The sequence below is a fragment of the Streptomyces sp. NPDC047022 genome (genome assembly GCF_040644155.1).
GTDB lineage: Bacteria > Actinomycetota > Actinomycetes > Streptomycetales > Streptomycetaceae > Streptomyces.
In genome coordinates, this window is the sequence record NZ_JBEYVV010000023.1 from 53098 (window position 1) to 79831 (window position 26734).

General features: G+C 68.7%; 23 protein-coding genes and 1 tRNA gene. 12 read left to right on the top strand and 12 right to left on the bottom strand.

The features are described from left to right. Positions 1–38: 38 nt before the first annotated feature. Complete coding sequence (locus tag ABZ845_RS22290; RefSeq protein ID WP_360982300.1) at positions 39–1346, bottom strand: PTS transporter subunit EIIC; 1308 nt, start codon at positions 1344–1346, stop codon at positions 39–41. A 428-nt stretch (positions 1347–1774) separates the two neighbouring features. Between ABZ845_RS22290 and ABZ845_RS22295 the strand changes: the two genes are divergently transcribed. The 4 genes from ABZ845_RS22295 to rdgB all read left to right on the top strand — a co-directional run bounded on the left by ABZ845_RS22295 (position 1775) and on the right by rdgB (position 4018). After that, the gene (locus tag ABZ845_RS22295; RefSeq protein WP_043440579.1) at positions 1775–2008 is read left to right on the top strand and encodes a PTS glucose/sucrose transporter subunit IIB; all 234 of its coding nucleotides are present in this window, start codon (positions 1775–1777) and stop codon (positions 2006–2008) included. Between the two features lie 72 nt (positions 2009–2080). Continuing rightward, positions 2081–2812 carry a ribonuclease PH gene (gene rph, locus ABZ845_RS22300; protein WP_360982303.1) on the top strand — a complete coding sequence of 244 codons (732 nt, stop codon included), beginning with the start codon at positions 2081–2083 and terminating at the stop codon, positions 2810–2812. A gap of 151 nt (positions 2813–2963) precedes the next feature. Continuing rightward, complete coding sequence (locus ABZ845_RS22305) at positions 2964–3362, top strand: hypothetical protein (RefSeq protein ID WP_360982305.1); 399 nt, start codon at positions 2964–2966, stop codon at positions 3360–3362. A gap of 53 nt (positions 3363–3415) precedes the next feature. Then, the gene (gene rdgB / locus ABZ845_RS22310) at positions 3416–4018 is read left to right on the top strand and encodes an RdgB/HAM1 family non-canonical purine NTP pyrophosphatase (protein WP_360982307.1); all 603 of its coding nucleotides are present in this window, start codon (positions 3416–3418) and stop codon (positions 4016–4018) included. Between the two features lie 70 nt (positions 4019–4088). Here rdgB and ABZ845_RS22315 read toward each other — a convergent pair. From ABZ845_RS22315 to ABZ845_RS22335, 5 genes are all read right to left on the bottom strand, one after another. Further along, positions 4089–4172, bottom strand: a tRNA-Leu gene (locus ABZ845_RS22315). 43 nt (positions 4173–4215) lie between these two features. Continuing rightward, positions 4216–5238 carry an HNH endonuclease signature motif containing protein gene (locus ABZ845_RS22320; RefSeq protein WP_360982309.1) on the bottom strand — a complete coding sequence of 341 codons (1023 nt, stop codon included), beginning with the start codon at positions 5236–5238 and terminating at the stop codon, positions 4216–4218. Positions 5239–5462: 224 nt separating this feature from the next. Continuing rightward, positions 5463–7256, bottom strand: a complete 1794-nt coding sequence (locus tag ABZ845_RS22325; RefSeq protein WP_360982311.1) for an AMP-dependent synthetase/ligase — start codon at positions 7254–7256, stop codon at positions 5463–5465. Between the two features lie 317 nt (positions 7257–7573). Next, positions 7574–7915, bottom strand: coding sequence for a co-chaperone GroES (locus tag ABZ845_RS22330; protein WP_360982313.1), 342 nt, complete (start codon positions 7913–7915; stop codon positions 7574–7576). A 43-nt stretch (positions 7916–7958) separates the two neighbouring features. After that, positions 7959–8297 (bottom strand): DUF3618 domain-containing protein, encoded by a 339-nt coding sequence (locus tag ABZ845_RS22335; protein ID WP_360982315.1) that lies wholly within the window; start codon positions 8295–8297, stop codon positions 7959–7961. A gap of 196 nt (positions 8298–8493) precedes the next feature. Between ABZ845_RS22335 and bcp the strand changes: the two genes are divergently transcribed. Next, positions 8494–8961: a thioredoxin-dependent thiol peroxidase gene (bcp, locus tag ABZ845_RS22340; protein ID WP_360982317.1), complete on the top strand. Its 468-nt coding sequence runs from the start codon at positions 8494–8496 to the stop codon at positions 8959–8961. A gap of 75 nt (positions 8962–9036) precedes the next feature. Here bcp and ABZ845_RS22345 read toward each other — a convergent pair whose 3' ends face one another. Next, positions 9037–11466, bottom strand: a complete 2430-nt coding sequence (locus ABZ845_RS22345) for a transglycosylase domain-containing protein (protein ID WP_360982318.1) — start codon at positions 11464–11466, stop codon at positions 9037–9039. A gap of 225 nt (positions 11467–11691) precedes the next feature. Here ABZ845_RS22345 and ABZ845_RS22350 point away from each other — a divergent pair, with 225 nt between their 5' ends. The 4 genes from ABZ845_RS22350 to ABZ845_RS22365 are packed head-to-tail and all read left to right on the top strand — an operon-like array spanning position 11692 to position 15308. Beyond that, positions 11692–12492, top strand: coding sequence for an ABC-2 family transporter protein (locus ABZ845_RS22350; protein WP_360982406.1), 801 nt, complete (start codon positions 11692–11694; stop codon positions 12490–12492). Continuing rightward, positions 12485–13330 (top strand): ABC transporter permease, encoded by an 846-nt coding sequence (locus ABZ845_RS22355; RefSeq protein WP_360982319.1) that lies wholly within the window; start codon positions 12485–12487, stop codon positions 13328–13330. The genes ABZ845_RS22350 and ABZ845_RS22355 overlap by 8 nt, the downstream gene beginning before the upstream one ends. Positions 13331–13337: 7 nt before the next feature. Then, positions 13338–14363, top strand: coding sequence for an ATP-binding cassette domain-containing protein (locus ABZ845_RS22360; protein ID WP_360982321.1), 1026 nt, complete (start codon positions 13338–13340; stop codon positions 14361–14363). 33 nt (positions 14364–14396) lie between these two features. Continuing rightward, a complete protein-coding gene (locus ABZ845_RS22365; protein ID WP_360982322.1) occupies positions 14397–15308 on the top strand; it encodes a DUF1707 domain-containing protein in 912 nt (303 codons plus the stop codon). 42 nt (positions 15309–15350) lie between these two features. Here ABZ845_RS22365 and ABZ845_RS22370 read toward each other — a convergent pair whose 3' ends face one another. Continuing rightward, complete coding sequence (locus tag ABZ845_RS22370; RefSeq protein ID WP_360982324.1) at positions 15351–16688, bottom strand: SGNH/GDSL hydrolase family protein; 1338 nt, start codon at positions 16686–16688, stop codon at positions 15351–15353. 341 nt (positions 16689–17029) lie between these two features. On the opposite strand from ABZ845_RS22370, the gene ABZ845_RS22375 reads away from it, so the two are divergent. Both ABZ845_RS22375 and ABZ845_RS22380 read left to right on the top strand, forming a co-directional pair. After that, entirely contained in the window at positions 17030–18388 is a 1359-nt protein-coding gene (locus ABZ845_RS22375; RefSeq protein WP_360982326.1) for a DUF445 domain-containing protein, read from the top strand. Between the two features lie 85 nt (positions 18389–18473). Further along, the gene (locus ABZ845_RS22380) at positions 18474–19940 is read left to right on the top strand and encodes an MFS transporter (RefSeq protein WP_360982328.1); all 1467 of its coding nucleotides are present in this window, start codon (positions 18474–18476) and stop codon (positions 19938–19940) included. A 100-nt stretch (positions 19941–20040) separates the two neighbouring features. Here the strand turns inward: ABZ845_RS22380 and ABZ845_RS22385 are convergent, their stop codons facing one another. Further along, on the bottom strand, positions 20041–20343 hold the full coding sequence (locus tag ABZ845_RS22385) for a hypothetical protein (protein WP_360982330.1): 303 nt from the start codon (positions 20341–20343) through the stop codon (positions 20041–20043). Positions 20344–20558: 215 nt separating this feature from the next. Between ABZ845_RS22385 and ABZ845_RS22390 the strand changes: the two genes are divergently transcribed. Next, positions 20559–21032 (top strand): carboxymuconolactone decarboxylase family protein, encoded by a 474-nt coding sequence (locus ABZ845_RS22390; protein WP_360982332.1) that lies wholly within the window; start codon positions 20559–20561, stop codon positions 21030–21032. A 74-nt stretch (positions 21033–21106) separates the two neighbouring features. Here ABZ845_RS22390 and ABZ845_RS22395 read toward each other — a convergent pair whose 3' ends face one another. The 3 genes from ABZ845_RS22395 to ABZ845_RS22405 all read right to left on the bottom strand — a co-directional run bounded on the left by ABZ845_RS22395 (position 21107) and on the right by ABZ845_RS22405 (position 26611). Further along, positions 21107–21619, bottom strand: coding sequence for an NUDIX hydrolase (locus ABZ845_RS22395; protein ID WP_360982334.1), 513 nt, complete (start codon positions 21617–21619; stop codon positions 21107–21109). Beyond that, positions 21616–22800: an XRE family transcriptional regulator gene (locus tag ABZ845_RS22400; RefSeq protein WP_360982336.1), complete on the bottom strand. Its 1185-nt coding sequence runs from the start codon at positions 22798–22800 to the stop codon at positions 21616–21618. The genes ABZ845_RS22395 and ABZ845_RS22400 overlap by 4 nt, the downstream gene beginning before the upstream one ends. Positions 22801–23470: 670 nt before the next feature. Further along, positions 23471–26611 (bottom strand): DUF3427 domain-containing protein, encoded by a 3141-nt coding sequence (locus ABZ845_RS22405; RefSeq protein ID WP_360982408.1) that lies wholly within the window; start codon positions 26609–26611, stop codon positions 23471–23473. Between the last annotated feature and the right edge of the window lie 123 nt (positions 26612–26734).

Sequence of the window (26734 nt, forward strand, 5' to 3'; positions counted from 1 at the left end):
TTCCGGGGCCTTCGTGATGAGCGGCGCTCAGTAGGGGCTCACGCCTTCGTGAGGTCCTCGACCTCCTCCTCGGGCTCGCGGCCCGGGGTGGGGAGGTTGAACCTGACGATCGCGAAGCGGAAGACGACGTAGTAGATCGCCGCGAACACCAGGCCGACCGGGATCATCAGCCAGGGCTTCGTGGAGATGCCCCAGTTGATCAGCACGTCGGTGAGACCGGCCGAGAAGCTGAAGCCCATATGGATGCCCAGGGCCCAGGTGACGGCCATCGACAGCGCGGTGAGGACCGCGTGGATCGCGTACAGCAGCGGCGCGATGAACATGAACGAGAACTCGATCGGCTCGGTCACACCGGTGACGAACGAGGTCAGGGCCAGCGACGTCATCATGCCGAGGACGGCCTTGCGGCGCTCCGGCCGGGCGGTGTGCGCCATGGCGAGGGCGGCGGCCGGCAGGCCGAACATCATGATCGGGAAGAAGCCGGTCATGAACATACCCGCGTGCGGGTCGCCCGCGAAGAAGCGCGGCAGGTCGCCGTGGAAGACGGTACCGGCCGAGTTCGTGTAGTCACCGATCTGGAACCAGGCCACCGAGTTGACGAACTGGTGCATGCCGACCGGGATCAGCGCACGGTTGATCAGGCCGAACAGAGCCGAGCCGAAGGCGCCGAGGCCGGTCATCCACTCACCGAAGCTGGTGATCACATCACCGATGGGCTGCCAGCCGAGGACCACCAGGACACCGAGGGCGGCGCCGACGACGGCCGTGATGATCGGCACCAGACGGCGGCCGTTGAAGAAGCCGAGCCAGTCCACGAGCTTCTTGCGGTGGTACCGCTGCCACAGCACGGCGGTCAGCAGACCGATGATGATGCCGCCGAGCACGCCCGGATTCTGGAACGTGGCGGCCTGAGCGGCCTCGGTCCCCTTCTGCCAGAAGCCCCCGAAGGGGGAGACCGGCGTATAGGTGGCACCCGCGTGCCCGTCCTTGATCGGGAACTGGTGGATCACCGCGTAGTAGGTAAGGAACGCCACCACGGCGGCCAGTGCCGTGGAACCGTCCGCCTTCTTGGCGAAGCCGATGGCGACGCCTATGCAGAAGAGCAGGGGCAGCCCGAACGAGCTGTCGAACAAGACACCGCCGGCACCGGCGAAGACCTTCGCGACGTTCGCGGGGAGGTGCAGCTTCGCCTGCACGTCCGGCTGACCGAGGCGCATCAGGATGCCGGCGGCCGGCAGCACGGCGATCGGGAGCTGGAGACTGCGGCCGACCTTTTGCAGGCCCTGGAACAGACCGGATCCCCGCTTCTTTGCGGGGGCCGCCGAGGTTGCGGTGGCGGTGCTCATAGTTCCTCCATGTGCCGGGGCTGCCGGGGACGGGAAGGGGAAACAGCGGTGGGCAGCGCCCGCGTGGTCTACACCACTCGGTGGTGTAGACCTGTTGTAGCACGGTGAAGACGGGATAAGGAACCCGCGAGCGCGGCCCCCGCGTATACCGAACTAGTAACGCCGCACTCGCGGCGAAGTCCCCGAAACGATAGCGCGACGGAAGTATCGGACAAAGGGGGTGAAGGGCGTGATTAGTGCCACGTGACCGGGATCCCTCCCCCCGGCGTCACGTTTGGCCACCACCGCCCAGCTGGTGTAGACCAGTCGGCGAACGGATGGCCGCGCTGCCGGGAACGCCTCTCCGGCCTCGCGCGACCAGACCGCTCGCAAAGTTGGGCCGACTATGCGTTACTGCGACAAAGCGGTTCGGATCAGGGAGAGACCACATGGCCAGCAAGGCTGAGAAGATCGTCGCCGGGCTCGGCGGCATCGACAACATCGACGAGATCGAGGGCTGCATCACCCGGCTGCGCACCGAGGTCCACGACGCCTCGCTGGTCGACGAAGCCGCGCTCAAGGCCGCCGGCGCCCACGGCGTCGTCAAGATGGGCACCGCCATCCAGGTCGTCATCGGCACGGACGCGGACCCGATCGCGGCGGAGATCGAAGACATGATGTGAGCCCACGCGCTCGCAGTGAGGGGCCTCTCCCGCCGGGGGAGGCCCCTCGCCCATTACGACTAGGCTCAGGGCATGTCTCGAATCGACGGCCGCACCGCCGACCAGCTCCGCCCCATCACCATCGAGCGCGGCTGGAGCAAGCACGCCGAGGGCTCCGTCCTCGTCTCCTTCGGCGACACGAAGGTCTTCTGCACCGCCTCCGTCACCGAAGGTGTGCCGCGCTGGCGCAAGGGCAGCGGCGAGGGCTGGGTCACCGCCGAGTACGCCATGCTGCCGCGCTCCACCAACACCCGCGGCGACCGCGAGTCCGTCAAGGGCAAGATCGGCGGCCGTACGCATGAGATCAGCCGCCTCATCGGCCGGTCCCTGCGCGCCGTCATCGACTACAAGGCACTCGGCGAGAACACGATCGTCCTCGACTGCGACGTCCTCCAGGCCGACGGCGGCACCCGTACCGCAGCGATCACCGGCGCGTACGTCGCACTGGCCGACGCGGTCGCCTGGGCGCAGCGCAAGAAGCTGATCAAGGCGGGCCGACAGCCCCTGACCGGCACCGTCTCCGCCGTCTCCGTGGGCATCGTCGACGGCGTACCCCTCCTCGACCTGTGCTACGAGGAGGACGTCAGGGCCGAGACCGACATGAACGTCGTCTGCACCGGCGACGGCCGCTTCGTGGAGGTGCAGGGCACGGCGGAGGCGACGCCGTTCGACCGCAAGGAACTCACCGCGCTCCTCGACCTCGCGGTCGCCGGCTGCGACGAACTCGCCGCGAAGCAGCGCGCGGCGCTGGAGGCAACCGCGTAGCCCCGTGCGGCGTTTTCAGGGGTAGTCGCACAAGCCGCACCCCTTGAGTTCGGCCGGGTGCCCGGAGGAGACTCCGGGCACCCGGCCGGCCAAAGAGGCCCCCCACGTCCTCGCGAGGGCGCGGCACCGTCAACGGGGAGGGAACCGTTCCATGGCCGCGCGCTACCGCCGACGCACCACCATCACCGCGTTCGCCGCCGTCGCCGTACTCGCCGCCGCTGGCGCGAGCGCGGGCTGCGACGCCGTGAACAAGGCGGTCGACTGCGTGCAGACCGCCGACGCCATCGCCGACAGCGTCACCGCCCTCCAACAGGCCGTCGAAAGCGCGGCCGACGACCCCACGCGCACCGGCGCGTCCCTCGACGCCATCGACAAGAACCTAGACAAGATCGGCGACAAGACGGACGACGTGGACATCAACAAGGCCGTCGACGGCCTCCGCACAGCCGTCACCAACGTCCGCGAGGCCGTCAAGAACGGCGACAAGACCCCCGACGTCACCCCGGTGACCGATGCCGCGGGCGAGCTGACCAAGGTGTGCACCTCGTAGAACCGGGTGCGGTACCCGGCCCGCCTCCCGGGGCAGGACCGATACTGGTGGGCATGACCCGCCTCATCCTCGCCACGCGCAACGCCGGAAAGATCACCGAACTCAGGGCGATCCTCGCCGAAGCGGGACTCCCGCACGAACTCGTCGGCGCGGACGCGTACCCCGACATCCCCGACGTCAAGGAGACGGGCGTCACCTTCGCCGAGAACGCCCTGCTCAAGGCCCACGCCCTGGCCCAGGCGACGGGCCTGCCCGCGGTGGCGGACGACTCCGGCCTGTGCGTGGACGTCCTGCAAGGCGCCCCCGGCATCTTCTCCGCCCGCTGGGCCGGCAGGCACGGCGACGACAAGGCGAACCTGGACCTGCTCCTGGCCCAGCTTCAGGACATCGACGAACCCCACCGGCGCGCCCACTTCGCCTGCGCGGCGGCCCTGGCCCTGCCGGACGGCACCCAGCGCGTGGTGGAGGGCCAGCTGAGGGGAACCCTTCGCCGCACCCCGGCCGGCACGAACGGCTTCGGCTACGACCCGATCCTCCAGCCGGAGGGCGAGACGCGCACCTGCGCGGAACTGGCCCCGGACGAAAAGAACGCGATCAGCCACCGCGGCAAGGCATTCCGGTCCCTGGTACCGGTGGTACGGGAACTGCTGGGCTGAGGCACGACTGCGACAGGGCGACGAAAGGGCCCGGTCCGTCCGCTCCGGCCGGGCCCCGCTGTCGTTGCTGTGCGGTCGGTGGGACTCGAACCCACACGGGATTTCTCCCACGGGCACCTAAAACCCGCGCGGCTGCCTATTACGCCACGACCGCCTACAAAACGGACATTTTGTATCGCTGTGCCATTCCGTACCGCTCAGTGTACGGGGAGCCTCGCCCCCTTCGTGGCCTGCCCGCCTTGTCGGCGGCACCATGTCGCCGTCAGCGCATGACAGTTCGGGCACAGGTACCGGAGGTTTTCGATGCGGTTGTCCAGCCAGTCGCCACTGATGTGGTCGATCTGGAGCGTGATCGGCTCTCCCGGCCACTGCCCTTGGTTTCCGCACGACGCGCACAGGTAGGGGATGCCCGCCTTTTGGAGGGCAGTGTGCAGCCGTTGGCGGTTGGGGCGCGCCGAGCCTGCGGGGAGCACCACCAGCACCTCTCCCGGCGTGCGGGAGGCGTATCGGGCCGTTCGCTCGGCAGCCCAGGGACGCCGTAGGAAGTGGCTCGTGTCCAAGTCCAGTTGACCGACCTTGCGTCGGACGCGCCTGTGATTGGTGTCGTTCACCTCGAGGTTCAGTGCGCGCATGACGTCGGCGTAGCTGGTGGCTTCGGCCACCGCCGCGCGCAGTGACTCCTCGTGGATCGCCGAACGCGCATTGCGGAAATGGGACGTGTCGATGTCCCGTTCCCGGAATATGCGCCCCAATGCGCCACGTGACCGGCTGTCGTCGGGAACCCCCAGGACTCCGGCCGCCTGGCGCACGCTTCGGGCGGACGCCGCGGCTGCCCGGAGTTCGTCGTCGGTGAACGGCAGGTCCATCTGCGGGCGGTCGATGCCCGGGAAGTGGCTGATGTCGATACCGGCCGCCGCGATGCGACGCCGGATGTGCGAGAGAGTCCCGGTCGCGGGTGTGGCGCCCAGTCTCAGCGCGACCTCGCGCAATGTCGTGGACGACGCGGCTGCCGCGGCGATGGCGGCGTCAGGGTATCTGCGCCATGGACTGCGCTGTTTGAAGTGGCTGGTGTCGATCCCGTGGGCGGCGACCCGTTGCTGCAGAACGCGCCTCTGCCCGCCGCTCGGCTTGAGCCCCAGGCGGCGCATGAGGTCGTTCCAGCCGCGGGACCGGGCGACGGCCGCTGCCAGCGTCCCTCGGTCGTATGGGCCGGTCGTCATCGCGTCGTCCCCCCCGTTGGTCTTCGGCCGCCCGTTCGGGGCCTCGTACGCAATAACGATCCAATCGTCCGACAGTCACGCATTCCTTCGAACCGGCGGCGTGTCTCCTGGAGGGAGACCCCACCCTTTTCGCGACGTCATGTCGCCGTCGGCGCATGACAGTTCGGGAGGGCAGCCGAAGGCTGCCCTCCCCCTGTGCCCTGGATGTCCCCGGATGTCCCCGCTCAGGACGAGTAGATGGCCTCGATCTCGTCCGCGTAATCCCTCAGCACCACGTTCCGCTTCAGTTTGAGCGACGGCGTCAGATGGCCTGACGCCTCCGTGAACTGGATGTCGAGGACGCGGAACTTCCGGACCGACTCCGCCTTGGACACCGCGGCGTTGCCGTCGTCTATGGCGCGCTGGATCTCGGCGAGCAGGTCGGGGTCCTCGCGAAGGCGTGCCGCCGGGGTGTCCTCCGGCTTGCCGTGCTCCTTGGCCCAGCGAGGCAGGAACTCGGAGTCCAGCGTCACCAGTGCGCCGATGAAGGGCTTGCCGTCGCCGACCACCATGCACTCCCCGACCAGGGCGTGGGCCCGGATGCGGTCCTCGATCACCGCAGGGGCCACGTTCTTGCCGCCCGCGGTGACGATGATCTCCTTCTTGCGGCCGGTGATGCGCAGGTAGCCCTCGTCGTCCAGGGTCCCCAGGTCGCCGGTGTGGAACCAGCCGTCGACCAGCGCCTGGGCGGTCGCCTTCTCGTTGTTCCAGTAGCCCTGGAAGATGTGCTCGCCGCGCAGCAGGATCTCCCCGTCGTCGGCGATGCTCACGGAGGTGCACGGCAGGGGCAGACCGACCGTGCCGATCTTCTGACGGTCGTGGGGGTTGAGCGTGCTGGCGGCGCAGGACTCGGAAAGTCCGTAGCCCTCCAGGACGGTGAGGCCAAGGCCGCGGTAGAAGTGGCCGAGGCGTTCACCGAGGGCGGCGCCGCCGGAGATGGCGTGCGTGGTCCGGCCGCCGAGGGCCGCACGGAGCCTGCTGAGGACCAGCCGGTCCAGGACGCGGTGCTTGAGCTTCAGCCCGAATCCGGGGCCCGACGGGGTCTCCAGCGCTCGGCTGTAGGCGATGGCCGTGTCCGCGGCCAGCTCGAAGATCTTCTCTTTGCCGCCGGTTCGGGCCTGGGCGCGCGCCGAGTTGTACACCTTCTCGAAAACCCTGGGCACGCCGAGCAGGAAGGTGGGCCGGAACCGGCCCAGTTCCTCGGTGACGTTCTTGACGTCGCTGACGTGGCCGAGCTTCACCATTCCCATCATGGCGCCGACCTCGATCACTCGGGCCAGGACGTGCGCCAGCGGCAGGAAGAGGAGGACGGAGGAGTCCTCGCGGAACAGCGGGGTGTTGCGGGCCATGGTGTTGCCGCACTCCGCGAGGAAGTTGCGGTGGGTGAGGACGCAGCCCTTGGGCCTGCCGGTGGTGCCGGAGGTGTAGTTGATGGTGGCAAGGGAGTCTGGGCCGGCAGCCGAGGCCGCCTCGTCCACCTGGGCGTCCGTCACATCGTGCCCCGCGGCGATGAGTTCGTCGACGCCGCCCGCCTCGATCTGCCAGAGGTGGGTGAGCAGCGGGAGACGTGGCCGCACCTCCTCCAGTACCGACCGGTGCGCGTCGGTCTCGATGATGCACGCCACCGCGCCGGAGTCACTGATGATCCACTCGATCTGTTCGGCGGAGGAGGTCTCGTACACGGGGACCGGGACCGCCGCGGCGAGCCAGATCGCGAAGTCCAGCAGTGTCCACTCGTAGCGGGTGCGCGACATCAGGGCGACCCGGTCGCCCGGCCGCACACCGGAGCCGATCAGCCCCTTGGCCACCGTGCGGACCTCGGCGAGGAAGGCGGTCGTCGTGACGTCCTGCCACTGCCCGGAGACCTTGCGGGCGAGCACGGCCTTGTCGGGGTGTCTGGCCGCGTTGTCGATGACGATGCCGGCCAGGTTGGCCCCCGGGGGCACGTCGTACAAGCGCGGAACGCTCAACTCACGCAAGGCCGTTCTCCTTGTCGGTGTGGCTTCGGAGGCACGCGCCCCAGCGGGGGTCCGGACGCTGATGGCCCGGAGGTTACCAACTGGTACGGGTCAGGTACAGGCACTGCCACATGCGGATCGACCGCTTCCCGAGCAGTGGATCGACCGCTTCCCGATCACACGCTTCAGCGTTCGGGCCGGCGATGTCAGGGGGAGTCCGGGCGGCTGGGTCTCGTCGGTCGTGAGGGATGTGTCGGAGCCTCCGCGTGCCCGCCCGGTCTGCCGACGGCACGGCGAAGGGGGCCGGTGACCAGGTCACCGGCCCCCTCCGGATCGGTCTACAGGTACAGGCCCGTGGAGTCCTCGGACCCCTCGAAGCGGTCCGCTGCGACGGCGTGCAGGTCGCGTTCGCGCATCAGGACGTACGCGATCCCGCGCACCTCGACCTCGGCCCGGTCCTCCGGGTCGTACAGGACCCGGTCGCCCGGCTCCACGGTCCGTACGTTCTGCCCGACCGCTACGACCTCGGCCCAGGCGAGGCGGCGGCCGACGGCCGCGGTCGCGGGGATCAGGATGCCGCCGCCGGACCGGCGCTCGCCCTCGGCGGCGTCCTGCCGCACCAGCACGCGGTCGTGCAGCATCCGGATCGGCAACTTGTCGTGGTGGGTCTTCTCGCTCACGCCTCGAACCTACCTGCCCTCGAGGGCCTGGCGCGCGCCCGGGTCAGCCCTTGCGCCGCCGGGATCCGAGGGCGAGCAGCCCCACGATCCCGACCGCGACCAGTGCCACGGGCACGACGCGCTCCAGACGCGGGGTGCCCTCCTCAGTGACGAACTGCCCCTTCACCTCGGTGACGACCCGGTTCACCCCGACGTAGGCGCGCCCGAGGGTGTGGTCGATGTTGGAGACCACCTTGGCCTTGGCGTCCCCGACGATCGTCTTCGGGTGCACCCGGACGCCGATCTCGTCGAGCGTCTCGGCGAGGGTTTCGCGGCGGCGCTTGATGTCCGCCTCGATCTGCGCCGGAGTCCTGGTGTCCGGTGTGCTCGACGTGTCCGCCACCGCGCTTCCTCCGTGGTCGTGTGCGGCATGTTCCGCAATTTCCGTGTCTGTGGTCGACAGTCTGTCAGTTCCATGCCCCGCGCACGCCCCGGGCACCCCCGTGGAGGCCGTCCGGTGGGGCCGGAAAGGAGACGGATGCAGGCCCGAAGGCGATTAGGCTCGGCGGGTAAGCCGCCCCCTGCCACGTGAGGTACCGATGAGCGAGCGACTCCAGCCCGGCGACACCGCCCCCGCCTTCACCCTGCCGGACGCCGACGGCAACGAGGTCTCCCTGGCCGACCGCAAGGGCCGCAAGGTCATCGTGTACTTCTACCCGGCCGCGCTCACCCCGGGCTGCACCAAGCAGGCGTGCGACTTCACGGACAACCTCCAGCTGCTGGCCGGCGCGGGCTACGACGTCATCGGCGTCTCCCCGGACAAGCCGGAGAAGCTCGCCAAGTTCCGCGAGAAGGAGTCCCTGGAGGTCACCTTGGTCGCCGACCCGGACAAGAAGGTCCTGGAGGCGTACGGCGCCTTCGGAGAGAAGACGATGTACGGCAAGAAGGTCGTCGGCGTCATCCGCTCCACGGTGATCGTGGACGAGGAGGGCAAGGTCGAGCGCGCTCTGTACAACGTGCGGGCGACCGGGCACGTGGCGAAGATCATCAAGGATCTGGGGATCTGAGGCTCGCTCTTCGAGGCGGGCCGGCCGTCGGCGGGCGGTGACCGCACGCCGCCGCGGCCACCCGCCTTCCCCGGCTCAGAACCTCGGCCCTCCCGGGGGTCCGCCCGCGCCCGCGGCTCCCGCGTTGCCGCCGGTCGCGCCCCCGGCGCCGGTCACGCCTCCGGCACCGGTGGCGCCCCCGTCGCCCGTGGTGGCGCCCCCGTCACCAGTGGTTCCGCCTGCGCCCGTGGTGCCTCCGGCGCCCGTGGTGACGCCTCCGTCACCTGTCGTTCCGCCGCCGGTGGTGCCCCCGTCGCCCGTGGTACCGCCGGTCCCGGTGGTGCCGCCGTTGCCCGTGGTGCCGCCGTCGCCGGTGGTGCCCCCGTCACCTGTGGTGCCGCCGTTCGTCTGGCCCTGGTCCAGACCCTGTGTGCTGTCGTCGCCGCCCGTCATGCCGCCGTTGTCGCCCGGCCAGGGTGTGCCCGACTGACCGTCCGTGGGGCCCGTCGTGGGCTCCAGGGTCTGGTCCGCGCCGGGCTGGAGCTGGAGGGTGAAGTCCTGCACTGGCTCGTCCGCCAGCGCCTTCCTCGTGAACTCGGCCCAGATCTCCGCGGGCGCCCCGCCGCCGTTGATGCGGGCCTGGCCCAGCGCGCCGTACAGCGACTCGTGCTTGCCGGTGTCCGGGTCCTGGCCCATCACGGAGACCACCGTCGCGAGATTCGGGGTGTAGCCCGCGAACCAGGCGGCCTGGTCCTCCTCCGCCGTGCCCGTCTTGCCCGCGGCGGGCCGGTCGGCGGCCTGCGCGGCCGTCGCGGTGCCGCTGTCCACCACGCTCTGCAGGACCGCCGTCGTGGTGTCCGCGGCCTCCCGGCTGACCGCCTGCCTGGTGTCCGAGTGCGGCAGCGGGATGTCCGTGCCGTCCCGGGAGACCTTCTCGACCATCGTGTACGTGCCGTGCTCGCCGTGGTTGGCGAGCGTCGCGTACGCCTGAGCCATGTCGAGCACGCTCGCGGTGGCGGTGCCGAGCGCGATCGACGGGGAGGGGGTCAGGTCCGGGGTGTTCCCGGGCAGCCCCAGGTCGATCGCGGTCTGCTTGACCTTGGACGGGACGACGTCCACCGCCATCTGCGCGTACACCGCGTTCACCGACTTGTCGGTGGCCGTGCGGACGGTGATCGGGCCGTAGGAGACGTTGTCCTCGTTCTCGGGCGCGTACGGCCCGCCGTTCCAGCCCTGCACCGGGCGTTTGTCCGTGCCGTCGTACACCGTGTTCGGGGTGATCGTCTCGCCGTCCTGTGTGCGGGAGCCGTTCTCCACGGCCGAGGTGAGCACGAACGGCTTGAACGTGGAGCCGACCTGGTAGTCCCGGCGGGTCGCGTTGTTGACGTACTGCTTGGTGTAGTCGACGCCGCCGTACATCGCGACGACCTTGCCGGTCGCGGGGTCGATGGCCACGCCGCCCGCGCGGACATAGCGGTCGGCCTTGTTGTTCTTCTTGTCGAGCTTGCTCATCACCCGGTCGTCCACGGCCTTGGTGAAGGCGTCCTGCTTGGACTTCTGGAGGGTGGTGGTGATGCGGTAGCCGCCGCCCGCCAGGCTGTCCTCGTCGACGATGTTGTTCGCGATCAGGTAGTCCTTGACGGCTTGGACGAGGTAGCCGCGCTGCCCCGACATACCGGACCCGGCCACCTGGTCCCGCGGCATCGGGAACGGCACCTTCTGCCGCTGCGCCTCGCTCAGCCAGCGCTTCTTGACCATGCCGTCGAGGACGTAGTTCCAGCGGGCGACGGCCGGCGCCTTGTTCTCGGGGTGCGCGATCACGTCGTACTGGCTCGGCGCGTTCAGCAGGGCGGCGAGGTAGGCGGCCTGCCCGACCGTGAGGTCCTTGGCCTGCACGCCGTAGTAGGCCTGTGCGGCGGCCTGGATGCCGTACGCGTTACGGCCGTAGTAGCTGGTGTTGAGGTAGCCCTCGAGGATGTCGTCCTTGCTCTTCTCGCGGTCGAGCTTGATCGCGATGAAGAACTCCTTCACCTTGCGGGAGACGGTCTGCTCCTGGCCCAGGTAGTAGTTCTTGACGTACTGCTGGGTGATCGTCGAGCCGGACTGCTTGCCCTTGCCGGTGGCCGTGTTCCAGCCGGCGCGGAGCATGGCCTTCGGGTCGACGGCGGACTCGGAGTAGAAGTCGCGGTCCTCTGCGGCGAGCGCCGCGTGCTGGGCGTCCCTGGCGATCTGCGCGAGGGTCACGTTCTCGCGGTTGACGGTGCCGTCGCGGGCGAGTTCGCTGCCGTCCGCGTACAGGTACACGTTGCTCTGCTTGGTCGCCGCCGCGTTCGCCGCCGGGATCCTGACCGTGTAGTAGCCGAGCGCGAACAGACCCATCAGAAGCAGGACCACGGTCAGGAACGTGCCGAACACCATGCGCCAGGTCGGCACCAGGCGGCGCCACCCGGTGCGCCGGGGCCGCCCGGACCAGCCCGGGGGCGGGTCGGCCTGGCTGCTGTGCTGCGGCTGCGGCTCGTCGCTCATGGTCGTGACGGACTCCCGTTTCGCGTCGTACGTTCCTGTACGCCCTCGTACGCCTTCTGCGTCCCCTGATGAAGACTGTCGCACCTTGCGTTCCGTTCCCGGTACGAACGAGGTGTCGTGGGCGAAAAACGTGTGGAACGCCACTCCGCGCGCGCGTTAGGCTCCTGCGCTTCGCCCGCACACACGCCGAAGGAGGATCCCGTGGGGCTGCCCGTGAGGGTTCCCGTGGGGACGGGGCGGCTGTACGCCGCCGTCGCGGCCGGTGGATTCCGGCGGTACGCGACCTACCGCACCGCGACCGCGGCGGGGGTGTTCACCAACACGGTCTTCGGTCTGGTCCTGGCGTACACCTATCTCGCCCTGTGGGACGAGCGGCCCCACCTCGGGGGGTACGACCAGGCGCAGGCCCTGACGTTCGTCTGGGTGAGCCAGGGCCTGCTGATGACGGTGGCCGTCTTCGGCGGCGGCTTCGAGGACGAGCTGGCCGAGCGCATCCGCACCGGCGACATCGCGATCGACCTGTACCGGCCCGCCGACCTCCAGCTGTGGTGGCTGGCCTCGGACCTGGGACGGGCCCTGTTCCACCTGCTCGGCCGCGGAGTGCTGCCGCTGGTGTTCGGGGCGCTCGTCTTCCCGCTGGCGCTGCCCGCCCGCCCGCTGGCCTGGGCCGCCTTCGTGGTCGCGGCCGCGCTCGCCGTGGTGGTGAGCTTCGCGATCCGCTTCCTGGTCGCGCTGTCCGCCTTCTGGCTGCTCGACGGCGCGGGCGCCTCCCAGCTCGCGGGGCTGACCGCGGTCTTCTGCTCGGGCATGATGCTGCCGCTCAACGTCTTCCCCGGCGCCCTGGGCGAGGCCGTCCGTGTGCTGCCCTGGTCCGCCCTGCTCCAGGCACCCGTGGACGTGCTCCTCGGCACGGCCGCCCCGCTGCCCACCTACGCCTTCCAGGCCGCCTGGGCCGTCGCGCTGCTCGCCCTGGGGCGGCTGCTGCAGTCGGTGGCGACGCGGAGGGTGGTGGTCCAGGGTGGCTGACTCCGCGTACGGCCGCCCTGGCCGTTACGGCCGCGTGCGCGAAGGGGTGCGCGCCTACTTCCTGATCACCGCCATGTGGATCCGCTCCACCATGGCCTACCGCGTCTCCTTCGTGATGACCGCGTTCGGCAATTTCGCCGGCACCGCGCTCGACTTCGTCGCCATCCTGCTGATGTTCTCGCGTACCGACACGCTCGGCGGCTACGGCCTGCGCGAGGTCGCCTTCCTCTACGGCCTCTCCGCCACCGCCTTCGGCCTCGCCGACCTCGCGCTCGGCTCGATGGAGCGGCTCGGGCGGCGGGTGCGCGACGGCACACTGGACACGTTCATGGTCCGTCCGGTGCCCGTGCTCGCCCAGGTCGCGGCGGACCGCTTCGGGCTGCGCCGCGTCGGCCGGGTCACCCAGGGCGTACTGGTCCTCGGATACGCGATCGCCGTACTGCCTCTGTCCTGGACGCCGCTGAAGGTGCTGGTGATCCCGCTGACGCTGCTGAGCGGAGCCGCGATCTTCTGCGCCGTGTTCGTGGCGGGCGCGGCCTTCCAGTTCGCCGCGCAGGACGCCTCCGAGGTGCAGAACTCGTTCACCTACGGTGGTCAGACGCTGCTGCAGTACCCGCCCACCGTCTTCGCGAAGGACCTCGTGCGCGGGGTGACCTTCGTACTGCCGCTGGCATTCGTCAACTGGCTGCCCGCGCTGTATGTGCTGGGGAGGCCCTATCCGCTCGGGCTGCCGGCCTGGGCCGCCTTCGCCCCGCCGCTGGTGGCGGCGGGCTGTTGCGCGCTCGCGGGTCTCGCGTGGCGCGCGGGACTGCGTTCGTACCGGAGCACGGGGAGCTGAGGCACTGATGGACGAGGACATGGCGGACGGCGGCTTCATCGAACTGGACCGGGTCGAGAAGGTCTTCGACGTCCGCAAGCGCACCGGCTTCCTGCGCCGTGAGCTGCGGCGGGTACGGGCCGTCGACTCGATCTCCTTCACCGTGGCACGCGGCGAGATGGTCGGCTACATCGGGCCGAACGGCGCCGGGAAGTCCACCACGATCAAGATGCTGACCGGAATCCTGACACCGAGCGGGGGCCGCCTGCGGGTGGCCGGTATCGACCCTTCCCGGGAGCGGACCAGGCTGGCCCGGCGTATCGGGGTGGTGTTCGGGCAGCGCACGACCCTGTGGTGGGACCTGCCGCTGATCGACTCCTACCGGCTGATGCACCGTATGTACCGCATCCCGGACGGGCGTTACCGCGCGAACCTGGACCGTTGCGTCGAACTCCTCGACCTGGGCGGCCTGCTGGACGTCCCGGTGCGTCAACTGTCCCTGGGACAGCGGATGCGCGGCGACATCGCGGCGGCACTGCTGCACGACCCGGAGGTGCTCTACCTCGATGAACCGACCATCGGCCTGGACATCGTCTCCAAGGTCAAGGTCCGCGACTTCCTGCGGGAGCTGAACGCCGAGCGCGGCACGACGGTGCTGCTGACCACGCACGACCTCCAGGACATCGAGCAGTTGTGCTCCCGGGTGATGGTCATCGACCACGGGCGCCTGATGTACGACGGTCCCCTCGCGGGGCTGCACGAGGTGGGCGACAGCGAGCGCACCCTCGTGGTCGACCTGGAGCGGGAACTGCCGCCCATCGAGGTGCCGTCCGCGCGGGTGGTGCGGGTCGAGGGGCCCCGGCAGTGGCTGGCGTTCCCGGCGGCGCAGTCGGCGGCCCCGCTCGTGGCGCGCGTCGCGGCGGAGTATCCGCTGGTGGACCTGTCGGTACGGGAGCCGGACATCGAGGCGGTGATCGCCAGGATGTACGCGGGCCAGGCGGAGCAAGCGGGCCAGGCGGGCCAGGCGGAGCAAGGGGAGCGCGCGGTGTCGTAGCCCCGCGCCCGGCGGAACTCGTAGGCTGACCGTATGACCGACGCTGTGTCTTCCGGTGGGACACCTCCCAGGCCTCCCCTCCCCGACGTTCCCCGAGCCGCCGACGATCTCCGTGCCTCCGACGCCGACCGTGAACGGGTCGCCGAGGTCCTGCGGGACGCTCTCGCCGAGGGGCGTCTCGACATGGAGGAGTTCGAGGAGCGGCTGGAGGCGACCTACAAGGCGCGCACGTACGGGGAACTGGTGCCGGTCACCCGGGACCTGCCGGCCGCGGGCGTTCCGGCTCCCCCGGTGTCGCTGGTCAAGGAGCCCCTGGAGAGCGGTGGTTGGGCCGGCCGCATCGTGGGCGGCGACGGGTCGTCCAGCTGGGCGGTCGCCGTCATGTCCGGGTTCCAGCGCAAGGGGCGCTGGACGGCGCCGAAGCGGTTCAACTCCTTCGCCTTCTGGGGCGGCGGTGAGATCGACCTCCGCGAGGCGAACTTCGCGGACCGCGAGATCGAGATCAACTGCATCGCGATCATGGGCGGGATGAACGTCATCGTGCCGCAGGGCGTCGAGGTGATCGTGCGCGGCATCGGGATCATGGGCGGCTTCGACCACCGTGAGGAGGGCGTGCCGGGGGAGCCGGGCGCGCCGCGCGTGATCGTCACCGGATTCGCGTTCTGGGGCGGCGTCGGCGTGGAGCGCAAGCTGACCCGGGCCGAGCGGCAGCGTCTGAAGGAGGAGCGCCGCCAGGACAAGCTGGACCGCAAGGCCTCCCGCAAGGGGCTGGAGTCGACCGTCCGCGAGGCGATGGAGGAGCGGCACGAGCTGGTGCAGGAACGCTGGGAGGAACACCGGGAGGCGCGTCGCGAGCGGCACGAGGAGCGCCGCGAGCTCCATCGCGAACGCCGTGAGGCCCGGCGGGACGAGCGTCGCGACCGGCGGCGAGGCCGCGGGTACTGACGGGCGGCCGTACGCTTCGTACGCTCTGTCACCGCGCGTGCACTACGCCCTGACCGGTGCCGCCCCGCTCAGCGAGGTCAGGTCGAAGACCTCCGCCATCCGCCGGAAGCCCGCGTCGCTGGGGTGGAGATGGTCGCCCGAGTCGTAGTCCGGCCGCAGCCTGCGCGGGTCGTACGGGTCGCGCAGCGCCTTGTCGAAGTCGACGACCGCGTCGAACACCGTGCCCGAGCGGATCTGCGCGTTGACGGCCTGCCGCACCTGCTCCCGGTCGGTCCGGTAGCGCAGATGTCCCTGGAAGGGCATCAGCGTGGCGCCGATCACCTTCAGGCCGTGCGCGTGCGCCTCGCTCACCAGGGTCCGCAGCCCCCCGGTGATCCGGTTCGGATCGGCGTGGCCGGGGTCGAGCAGGATGTCGTTGACGCCGAGGTCGATGACTACCGCCTTCGCGCCGGTCCGCTCGAGGACGTCGCGCCCGAAGCGGTTGAGCCCGCTGGCGTTGCCCGCGGGGCGGCCGGGGCCGTCGGCCAGTACCTGGTTGCCGCTGATGCCCTCGTTGACCACGCTGTAGCGGGGCACGTCGCCGGACGCGGAAGCGGCGGCCCGGCGCAGCCGCTCACCGAGGACGTCGGTCCACCGGCGGTCGGCGTCCATGGTGGAGGTGACGCCGTCGGTGATCGAGTCCCCGAAGGCGACGACCGTGCCGACGGATTCATTGCTCAGCAGGTCTAGCGCGGTCAGATAGCGCCAGTACGGGGTCTGCTCGGTGTAGGCGGCTCCGCTCATGTCCTCGGTGCGGTCGCCCGGGGCCGCGTACGAGATCTGGCGTGCGCGCGCGTGGAAGGTGACCGGGCCCGAGGGGATGGGGGAGTACGTGGTCACGAGGACGTCCGAGGCGCCCGGGACCGCGATGCGCACGGCGTCGCTGACCACCTGCCGGCCGGGGGCGATGACCACGGAGGGGGAGCCGCCGAAGGCGAGACGGCGCATCGTGCCGGGGGCCGCGGTCGCGTCGCCGCTCGGGCCGGCGACGGCGATCGTGGCGTGTGTGATGTCCAGCGGCTGCTGCCCGTAGAGATTGGACAGGGTGATACGGGCGCTGGTGCCACCGATGGCCGTGTGGACGACGTTGCGTACGGACCTCCCGGCCATCCCGGAGGCCCCGGTACCCGGTTCGGCGCCGGAGGGCGCGGTAGCCCAGGCGCTGGTCCAGGTGCCGGCGGAGGCGGGTGCGGCGGAGCGCCGCGGTTCCGGACGGCCGTCGCCCAGCGGGCCGCCCCGGCTGCCGCTTTCGGCCCTGACGCCGGCGTATATGGCGGCCGATACAGCGAGGACGACCGCGCACAGGGCGGCGAGCAGGGCATAACCGTGTCGCTTGGTCATGCGGTGCGTGTTCTCCTCGGGGAAGGGGAGCCCGATGCTCCGGTACTGACCAACTCCATGATGCGGCATGGAGGGGGAGGAGACCCGAGGGGGCCCCTGAACCTCGACGGGGGCCTGAGCGGATCCCGGACGGGTTCGTGCGCGGATCCCGGCCCGGGGTCCCGGCCCGACTCCTGAGCGGACCCCCGCCCGGATCCCGGCCGGACCCCCGGCCCGACCCTGAAAAATCCCCGAGACCTCTCCTCTCCATCAGACGCCGGGAACTCCTGTTCCGTTCCAGGAGTCGGTCAGGAAGGGACAATGTGTACGGGGCGCACGGGGGACATGAACGGGTGGAGCGCATGGAACGGACCAAACGCGATGAGGGCGTCGAGGGGGCGGCCACGGAGCCGCCCGGCCGTCCGGCCGCCGCGACGGCCACTGTCACGAGCCGGACGATGACGTCCTTCAGCCCCGCGGACGAGGAGAAGCGGCGGGGCGTACGGCGGATGAAGGGCACGGCCACCGGGCTGCTGCTCCTGGTGGCGCTCGTGTATGTCCTCGCCACCTGGGCGCGGAACTCCGGCGCGGGCTCCTGGGCCGGATTCGTGGCCGCGGCGGCCGAGGCGGGCATGGTCGGCGCGCTCGCCGACTGGTTCGCGGTCACCGCGCTCTTCCGGCATCCCCTGGGCCTGCCCATCCCGCACACGGCGATCATCCCCAACAAGAAGGACCAGCTGGGCGTCTCCCTCGGCGAGTTCGTCGGCGAGAACTTCCTCTCCAAGGAGGTCGTACGACAGCGCCTGTGCTCCGTCGGTATCGCCGCCCGCCTGGGCACCTGGCTCTCCGAACCCCGGCACGCGGACCGGGTGACTGCTGAGCTGGCGACGGCCGTGCGCGGGGCGCTGACCGTGCTGCGCGACTCGGATGTCAAGGCGGTGGTGGGGGAGGCCATCACCCGGCGCGCGGAGGCCCAGGAGATAGCTCCGGGCCTCGGCAAGCTGCTGGAGAAGATCGTCGCGGACGGCGGCCACCGGCGGGTCGTGGACCTCATCTGCGTCCGCGCCCACGACTGGCTCGTGCTGCACGACGACCACGTCATGGCCGCCGTCCAGGGCGGGGCACCCGGCTGGACCCCCCGGTTCGTGGACAAGAAGGTCGGAGAACGGATCTACAAGGAGCTGCTCCGTTTCGTCACCGAGATGCGGGACTCGCCCACGCATCCGGCGCGCGGCGCCCTGGACCGGTTCCTGGCCGACTTCGCCTCCGACCTGCAGTCCGACACGGACACCCGGGCGCGCGTGGAGCGGCTCAAGGGGGAGGTGCTGGGGCGCGGCGAGGTCCAGGATCTGATCGCCTCCGCGTGGACCGCCGTCCGCTCCATGATCGTGTCGGCCGCCGAGGACGAGCGCAGCGAACTGCGGCTGCGCGTCCGGGCCTCGCTGATGTCACTCGGCGCCCGGATGGCGACCGAGCCGAGGACGCAGGCCAAGGTCGACACGTGGGTGGAGGGCGCGGCGGTGCACGTCGTGACGACGTACCGTAAGGAGATCACGTCCCTGATCACCGACACGGTCGCGAGCTGGGACGCCGCGCACACCACGCGGAAGATCGAGGCGCACATCGGCCGCGACCTGCAGTTCATCCGGATCAACGGCACCGTGGTGGGCTCCCTCGCGGGGCTGTTGATCTACACGGTGTCGCGGGTGCTCGGAGCGTAACCGGCGGCCGAGCGGGCACTCGGGGTGGATGCGGCGTCACCCGGCGTCCTGAGCAGTCTCAAAGGTCTCGAAGACGGAGGCAGCCATGCCCGTCACCGCGCCCCGGCCCGGCACGGTCACCACCGCGATTCCCGCCCGTCTCGACCGTCTTCCCTGGTCACGCTGGCACTGGACGATCGTGTTCGGCCTCGGCACGGTATGGATCCTCGACGGCCTCGAGGTCACGGTCGTCGGCAACATCGCCGGGCGGCTGTCCGAACCCGGCAGCGGACTGCCGATCTCCTCCGGCCAGGTCACGGGCATCGCCGCCGCGCTGTACGTGGCGGGCGCCTGCGCCGGCGCGCTCTTCTGGGGCCGGCTGACCGACCGCTACGGCCGCAAGAAACTCTTCATGATCACGCTCGCGGTCTATCTCGGGGCCACCGCGCTGACCGCGGTCTCCTTCTCGACCTGGTGGTTCTTTCTCTTCCGGTTCTTCACGGGCTTCGGGATCGGCGGCGAGTACGCGGCCATCAACTCCGCGATCGACGAGCTGATCCCGGCGAACTACCGCGGACGCGTCGACCTGATCATCAACGGCAGCTTCTGGGTGGGGGCGGTGGGGGGCGCGCTGCTGTCGATCGTCGCCCTGAACACGGACCTCCTGCCGAAGGACGTGGGCTGGCGCCTGACCTTCGCCCTGGGCGTGGTCCTGGGCCTGGTCATCCTGCTGGTACGGCGCAACGTCCCCGAGAGCCCGCGCTGGCTGCTGATCCACGGCAGGGAACAGGAGGCGGAGGAGGTGGTGTCCGGGATCGAACGGCAGATCGAGGCCCAGCGCGGGGAGTCCCTGCCGCGCGCCGAACGCGAGATCACCATCCACCAGCGCGAGAGCATCGGGTTCGGCGAGATCGCCCACACCGTCTTCAACCGCTACCGCAAGCGCTCCGTGCTCGGCTTCTCCCTCTTCATCGGCCAGGCGTTCCTCTACAACGCGATCACCTTCGGCTTCGGCGCGATCCTGACGAAATTCTTCGACGTCCCCACCGGGAACACGGGTTACTACTTCGTCGTCATCGCCGTGGGCAACTTCCTCGGCCCCCTGCTCCTCGGCAAACTCTTCGACACCGTGGGCCGACGGGTGATGATCTCGTCCACCTACCTGCTCTCGGGCCTGCTGCTGTTCGTCACGGCCTGGCTGTTCGGCCGGGGATCGCTGAACGCGGACACGCTGACGGCGTGCTGGTGCGCGGTGCTGTTCTTCGCCTCGGCGGGCGCGTCCAGCGCGTATCTGACGGTCTCCGAGGTGTTCCCGATGGAGACCCGGGCCATGTCGATCGCCTTCTTCTACGCCCTCGGAACCGCCACCGGAGGCATCAGCGGCCCGCTGCTGTTCGCGGACCTCACGAACACCGGCCGGATCGGCGACACGGTCCTCGCCTTCCAGATCGGCGCCGGTCTGATGTGCGCGGCGGGGCTGGTCGCGGCGCTGCTCGCGGTGAAGGCGGAGCGGCGCTCGCTGGAGGACATCGCCACACCGCTCACGGCGGCCACGGCGCAGGCGACGCCATGACCGGGACGGTCAGGCGCCGCGGAAGTACCGAGTGCCCTTCTCGATGAGGTGGGAGGCATGAACCCGGCCGATGGCGGGCTTGCCCAAGCCTCGCCGTGCGTCATCCGCGCCGGTCGGCCACGGCCCAGGAGGCGAGCGCGACGGCTCCGGCCACCCCGAACACCGCGGGCCATGCGCCGACCTTCTTGGCCAGGGGATGCGATCCGGCGAACGCGGCGACGTACGCGGCGGTCAGCGCCCCGGCCGCGGGAGTGCCCGCCTGCCTGTGCCAGCGCCGCGCGGCAGTGATGCCCGCGACGGCGAGCACGGCCCCGCCGAGCTGCCGCTTCCTCGTCCACCGGGCGACCCCGTAGCCACCGACAAGTCCGCCGGCGGCCACCACTGCCGTAGGAACCTTCGCCATCGCTGCATGCCTCCTGCTGTGCGCTCTCCGGACGACGCCTGAGGCTATCCCCGGGCCTCAGGGCGCGCCGAGGCCGGGTCCCGATCAGCAGCCACCGTCCACCCGTAGTCGAATGAGACCCAGGTCACACCAATTCCTCCCTTCCGGCTGTCACATCCCGCAGGACCACCCCGTCAGTGCTGTGTAACGGTCGACATCACCGCAAGGAGATCACCATGGAAGCCCGACTCGACCTCTTCGGCAACGCCGTCTCCGGCAAGTTCCTGCGCTACATCAACTCGGCGGGCAAGGTCCTCGACGACTCGACTCTGCCGACCTCGACCCAGGAACTGGTGAAGCTCCGCGCCAGCCAGATCAACGGCTGCGGCTTCTGCACCGACATGCACAGCAAGGACGCCGCCGCGGCGGGCGAGACCTCGCTGCGCCTGAACCTGGTCGCGGCCTGGAGGGAAGCCAAGGTCTTCACCGACGCCGAGCGCGCCGCGCTGGAACTGGTGGAGCAGGGCACCCGCATCGCCGACGCGGCGGGCGGCGTCACGGACGAGGCCTGGGCGAACGCGGCGAAGCACTACGACGAGGACCAGCTCGCGGCCCTGGTGTCGCTCATCGCGCTGATCAACGCGTACAACCGCATGAACGTGATCGTCCAGCAGCCGGCGGGCGACTACCAGCCGGGGATGTTCGGCTGACAGCGACCCCGGTCATGTTCACGGGCACGGTCCTGGTGGCGGGCACCGCCTACCGGGGCCGTGCGGTGTCCACCTCAAAGGGCTGGACGCCCGTCGTGCAGGTACAACGTCCGCCCGGTGGCGAGGGCTTTGAAGCTCGCATCGAGACGGCGTGCCATCCGCTCGCGAACCATCGACATGGCCGTGCCGAGGGACACGAACTTCGCGGCGGAAAGCTCGTCGTCACGAGGACGAAGCGATGAAACCGTGTGGTCGTCGAGCTGTCCGCCATCGAAGATGATTGAGATCTGATCGTCCCACGGTCCGTGCGGGGGCACCCAGTCGACCACCAGTAGCCCATGGAGAACGATCTCCAAGCCAAGTTCTTCGCCTAGCTCCCTCAGAGCAGCGTCATGCGGGGGTTCATTCACTTCGACCATCCCGCCAGGAAGGTCCCAGCCGGGCTTGTAGGTCGGGTCGACCAGCAGGACACGTCCGGCCGGATCCCGGATCAGGACGTCCGCGGCGACACGCTTGCGTGCCTGTGTGGCATTGCCCTCGGCAAGCCATTCCCTGTAGGCGTCCGGGTCGGTGGGAACGGGCCTCATACGGGTTGGCCTCCCTGAGAGGTGAGGATGTCTGCCAGCAGAAGCATTCTGGTCTTGCGCTCCGCTGTGAGCCGCATGAGGAGCTCCCGCGCTGGCCGGTGCGACTGGTGTGCTTCAAGCTGTGCGCTGAGCGAATCGAGGCGTCGCATGACTCTGACCGATCCCAGTGTGGGCGCGGTGGCGGCGAGGAGTTCCTCGGCGACGACAAGGGCTGCGTCGAGATTCCCGCATTGCAATTGGAGACTGGCCAGGGAGATTCGGGACAGCGCGAGCGAGCGGGCGCGCCCGGCTTCGCGCTGATCAACGGCTAGCTGTGCGTACTCGACGGCTTGTTGAAGCCGACCCAGGTCGCGTAGCGCGTCAGCGGTCTCACTCGCCAGCGCGGCGCTGTCGAAAGGGCTGACCCAGGGATGAGTGACTCTGGCGGGTGCGTCGCGAAGGGCGGCACGGGCTTGGTCGAGGGCGCTCTCGGCTGCGGTGTGCTGACCTGCTGCTGCGAGGGCGCGTGCCTGCATGGTGTGCAGCCGGGCAATCAGGGTTGGGACGCGCATCCCTTTCCTTACCGCGTCGAGTCCCGTCCGCGCCCAATGCGCTGCTGCGGCAGGGTCACCGCATTGCAGCGCTAAGTGTGAGCTGGACGCAGCGATGTTCGCGATCAACGGGGTGTCGCCGGAGGCGTGTGCGAGGGGCATTGCCCGAGTGAAATGTGCCTCCGCCACTTTGTCGCGCCCCGAGTCGTGAGCCATCCAGCCAGCCATCTCTGTGAGCACTGCCGCAGCGGCAAAGGCGTGGTCACTGTTGAGGTCGACCAGTCGTGGAGCGACATGCTCGCGGAGGTGAGTGATGACAGCGGTGTAGAGACGACCTCCGCCAGTTGCCCGATCCGCGTGCCGGAATGCATCCATGGTTGCCAAGTCGTCATCGTTCTCCGGACTGGCGAAAGAGGTGCGTGGCGCAGCATGAGGTCCGCTCTCTTCCGGTTCCCAGGGACGTCGAGCCAGACCGAGGCGATGTCCGGGAATGTGGAAGGCGTCGGCGATCTGCTCGAACATCGCCAAGCGCTCCACACGACTCTTCCCGTTCATGTAGTCGTACAGGCGGCCTTGTGCGATTCCGACCGCCGCGGCGATCTTGCGCGTGCTGACGCCACGGAGATTTAGCGTCCGAAACACGGTTCCCATGTCTCGCTCGGCGCATGCGGATAGGAACCTCTCATCGGCGAGAAGTCCGGCTACGACAGAACGTGGCTCTGGTGACAACTGAGGCCCCCCTGGGTGTAGTCCGAGGCTACCCCCGTGACTCCGCCCTGGAGTCACGTTGTGGAGTCACGCGAGCACAACGACACGTCGTTGACTGGACTGTGCGAGGTCAGGCGCGCGAGCTCGATCCCGTGCTCGGTCTCTTCTGCCGTGCCGGGATCGCTGTCACGCAATCACAAGAGAGGTTCGCTGATGACCATGTACAGCGGAGGTTCCGTAGTCGACCGACGCGCTCTGCTACTCGAGGCGCAACAAGCCACACAGCCCAGGCTCGACGTGCCTCCGCTTGCCGAGACCTTGCGACGCGCAGAGAGCTTGGCCCGCGGACTGAAAGCACTGACAAGTGAGTTGACGGGCGTAGACCGCGAGGCTGTGCGCACATTGAGTCGCTTGGCCGTACGCCTTTTGGAAGACCCTCCTGCGGACACGACCAGTCCGTTCAAGGCCTGGCAGTACCTTCTGAACGTAGCGCGAACCACACAGGCGCTTCTCGCTATCACCGGGAGGACGAGGTGACGCGTGACTGCCTTGTGCGTGCCAGATTGGGATCCCGGGGAGCGTCCACACTTCGCTCCCCGGGAGTGGCTGCGAGCTAGCTTGCGGTGATAGCGGCATACGTCCAGACGTCAGCCGACAGTTCGTGTTCCAACCGCCATGTGATCCCCATGGGCTTGCTGCCCGTGTGTGTCTCGAACGTGGCCGGGCCTAAGAGCATCCAGGGCTCGGACTTGCCGATGCTGTTGCGCTTGTAGCGGCGAAGGAAGAGCAGGACGTGGCTACCGAGCTGTTTATGATGTCGATAGCGGCGGCCCGTCGGGGAGTTCTCTGGTGTCGTGCTCTGCGACTCCCAGTGGAAGTGATTGGGGCTGAGTGCGTAGTCCTTGTAGCGGATCGTGGGAGAGAAATCCCGCTCATCTTTTTCCAGGGTGATGAGCAGAGCGTCAGTCTTTATGTCCTCGACCCAACACACGCCCTGGCCGAAGTCTCTGGGCATCTGTCCGCCCAGTCGCGCCACCCCCAAGGCAGCGAGGATCTCAGAGCGGTTGTACGCGCTGTGGACCTTCAGCGGGATGTGACTGTGTGGCCCTTCGAGCGGAAGGGGGAAGTGATCGGCTTCGTTGAGGACGTGTGTCAGAACCTGACGGAGTTCGTCACGGAAGATCCCCTCCGAGCCCAGCGACTCGAGCCCCTGTTGGTAGCTGCCGAAACCTCCAGCCTTATCCCACAAGTTGAAGAAGAGCATACGGGCGTACGTCTGCTCCATCGCGGAGAGGGAATCGTAAGCGGGGGCATCGTCTGCCAGTAGCTTCAGATAGGCCTGGACTCGTTCTGGGTCGTCTACGTGGAGAAAGGCGTGAACGCGCCTGAGTAGTTGCTCTTCGCTCGGCGAGGCGTTCTCACTGATGAGCCCAGCCCTACGCAGCACCTTGGTCCATGAGTTGTCGCTCTTGTAGAGCTCCTTGATCTCGCGACGACTCTCCCGGAGGTAGTCCGCCAGCTTGGGCGTGCTGTAGTCCCTGACCTCTTTCGCCAACGTTGTGATGGTGGCCCTGAGCTGCGTGCGGATGTTGTCCAGGACCAAGTCCTTGGACTTTCCCTCCAGGATGATCTGGCAGCCTGACGGAAGTTGCGGAAAGTCGTTTTCGATGCTGTCGACCAGGCGGTTGCGAGAGAGGTTGGTGAGGGCTCGGAACTGCTCCTCGAAGCGGAACTCTGCTCGATGCTGGCCTATGAAGTCGAGCACGGTCAGGACCGGCTTGTTCGACGTACGGCGCAGCCCGCGTCCAAGTTGCTGAAGGAAAACCGTTGCGCTGTTCGTGGGACGCAGGAGTAGCAGAGTATCGACCTCCGGGACGTCCAGTCCCTCATTGAACAGGTCGACGGAAAAGACCGCCTGAATGTGTCCGGACTTGAGGTGGGAAAGTGTGCGCTCGCGCACCGCGGGAGTCGAGTCGCTGTCCAGTGCTTCGGCTTGGAAGCCCGCCTCACGGAAGCACCGTGCCATGAAATGTGCATGCGCTTTGGTCACGCAGAAACCAAGCGCGCGCATCGCAGCCGGGTTGGCGATTTTGTCCTTGACCTGCTTGATGACGATACGGGCTCGAGCGTGGTCGCCCGTATAGAGGCTTCCGAGTTCATCTCGATCGTAAGTGCCGGAACGCCAGCCTAGGTTGGTGAGATCCATTCCATCGGGGAGTCCGAAGTAGTGGAACGGGCACAGCAGATCGTTTTCGAGAGCTTCCCACAGGCGCAACTCGGCAGCGATACGGCCGTCGAAGAACTCGTCCTGCACATTGAGCCCGTCCATCCGCTCCGGAGTCGCTGTGAGGCCGAGTAGTTCGGTCGGTCGGAAGTGATCGATGATGCGTCGGTACGTCTCGGCGGTCGCGTGGTGGAACTCGTCGATGACGATGACATCGAAGTGCCCGGGGTCGAACTGCTCCAGTCGGCGGGGACTGAGAGATTGGACGCTGGCGAAGACATGCGTCCAGTCGCGGGGTTCCTGACCGTTGTAGAGCAGTTCACCAAAGGAAGCGTCGTCCAGTACCTCGCGGTACGTCCGCAGCGACTGCTTCAGGATCTCCTTACGGTGCGCGACGAAGAGCAGTCGTGGGAGTGCTCCGCCGCGCTTGTCTCGCAGGCTCCGGTAGTCCAAGGCGGCCATGACCGTCTTGCCGGTGCCGGTGGCCGCGACCAGAAGGTTCTTGTGGCGGTGACGGATTTCGCGCTCGACCCGCAGGCGCTCGAGCATGTCCTTCTGGTACGGGTGCGGGTGGACTTCGAGTCCGGACAGACTGATCTTGAGTTCGCCCGTCGAACCGGTGCCGGATGCCCGCGCGAGCGCTTCGCTGAGCCGTTCGCCGTCACGGTCAGGGTCGTACGTTTCGAACGCCGGGTCGGCCCAGTACGCATCGAAAGTCGCTTCGAACTTGTCGAGCACCCTAGGCGTCGCGACCGACGACAGCCGCACGTTCCATTCGAGGCCGTCGAGGAGTGCCGCCTTCGACAGATTGGAACTGCCCACGTAAGCCGTATCGAACCCGGACTGTCGCCGGAACAGCCATGCCTTGGCGTGCAAGCGCGTGGACCTGATCTCGTAGTTGACCTTCACCTCGGCGCCGAACTCGCGGACCAGCCGGTCCAGGGCGTACCGATCCGTGGCACCAATGTAAGTGGTGGTAATGACGCGGATCGGGATGTTCCGCTCCTTTGCCGCGCGCAATGAGTCTTCGAGGACTCGTATGCCGTACCACTTCACGAAAGCGCAGAGCAGGTCGATGCGATCTGCTGTGGCGAGTTCCGCCCTCAGTTCTGTGCCCAAGCTTGGGTCGCCTGGGGCATTGGTGATCAGGGCTGTCTCGGAGAGCGGTGTGAGGGGACGAATGGCGTAGACGCCGGGGGCTTCCTGTTTGGCCAGAGCCATGAGTTGGCGCGGGCCTTCCGCGATGGCTGCGGCTGACTGGTCTTCGTCCGGGTCAGGAGCACTGACGGCCAGTGCCTGCATGATCTGATTGGCGGCAGCCACCTGCTCTTTCTGCGGCAACTGGCTCAACCGACGTCCTACGGCCTCGCCGATGTGGCGGGCCAGTACGTGGGGTGCCGAGGCTTCGCTCACCTCTGAGTCGATGATTTTCCAGCCTGCGGTCTCCAACTCCTCTATCCGGCCCTGCAGGCCTTCGGTGATGAGCTGTTCGTATACCCCCGCCGCAGGCCGTGACAGGTCCCCCGGTATTGCCACTACTGCTCCTTGAATGTTTGCCCAAGCACGAACCTTCGCGCCGACATAAGGGTGCTCTACAGGCCGTCGCTGGCACCCGGGGCCTACTCAGTGCGCCCAGCGTGCTGGACAGAGGCA